The sequence below is a fragment of the Legionella waltersii genome, assembly GCF_001468085.1.
Lineage (GTDB): Bacteria > Pseudomonadota > Gammaproteobacteria > Legionellales > Legionellaceae > Legionella > Legionella waltersii.
Genome location: NZ_LNZB01000058.1, coordinates 1 through 262, shown reverse-complemented (window position 1 = coordinate 262; position 262 = coordinate 1). Strand labels below are relative to the sequence as shown.

The window sequence follows — 262 nt, the reverse complement described above, 5'->3', positions numbered from 1 at the left end:
GATTTAAACGGTTTCGTTTGCTGGGGATAACTGATGTTATACCTTTTTTATCTAAACTTTGCCGAAAAGCATCAATATCATACGCTTTGTCTGCCAGAAAAAACTCACAACCCTCATCGGCAAAAATCTCGTGAGCGACTTGACTCTCATGAACCTGGCCTGGTGTTAAAAGACTATTTACCAATTGCCCAAAGGAATCAACTTTTGCATGAATTTTAGTGCTGAGTCCACCTGCACTACGACCGATTGCCTCCACAGCTTT

Annotated in this window: 1 protein-coding gene; it reads right to left on the bottom strand. The window is 41.6% G+C overall.

What is annotated here, in order from left to right:
- On the bottom strand, positions 1-262 hold a 262-nt coding region (locus Lwal_RS13225; protein ID WP_157066287.1), incomplete at both ends, for a transposase.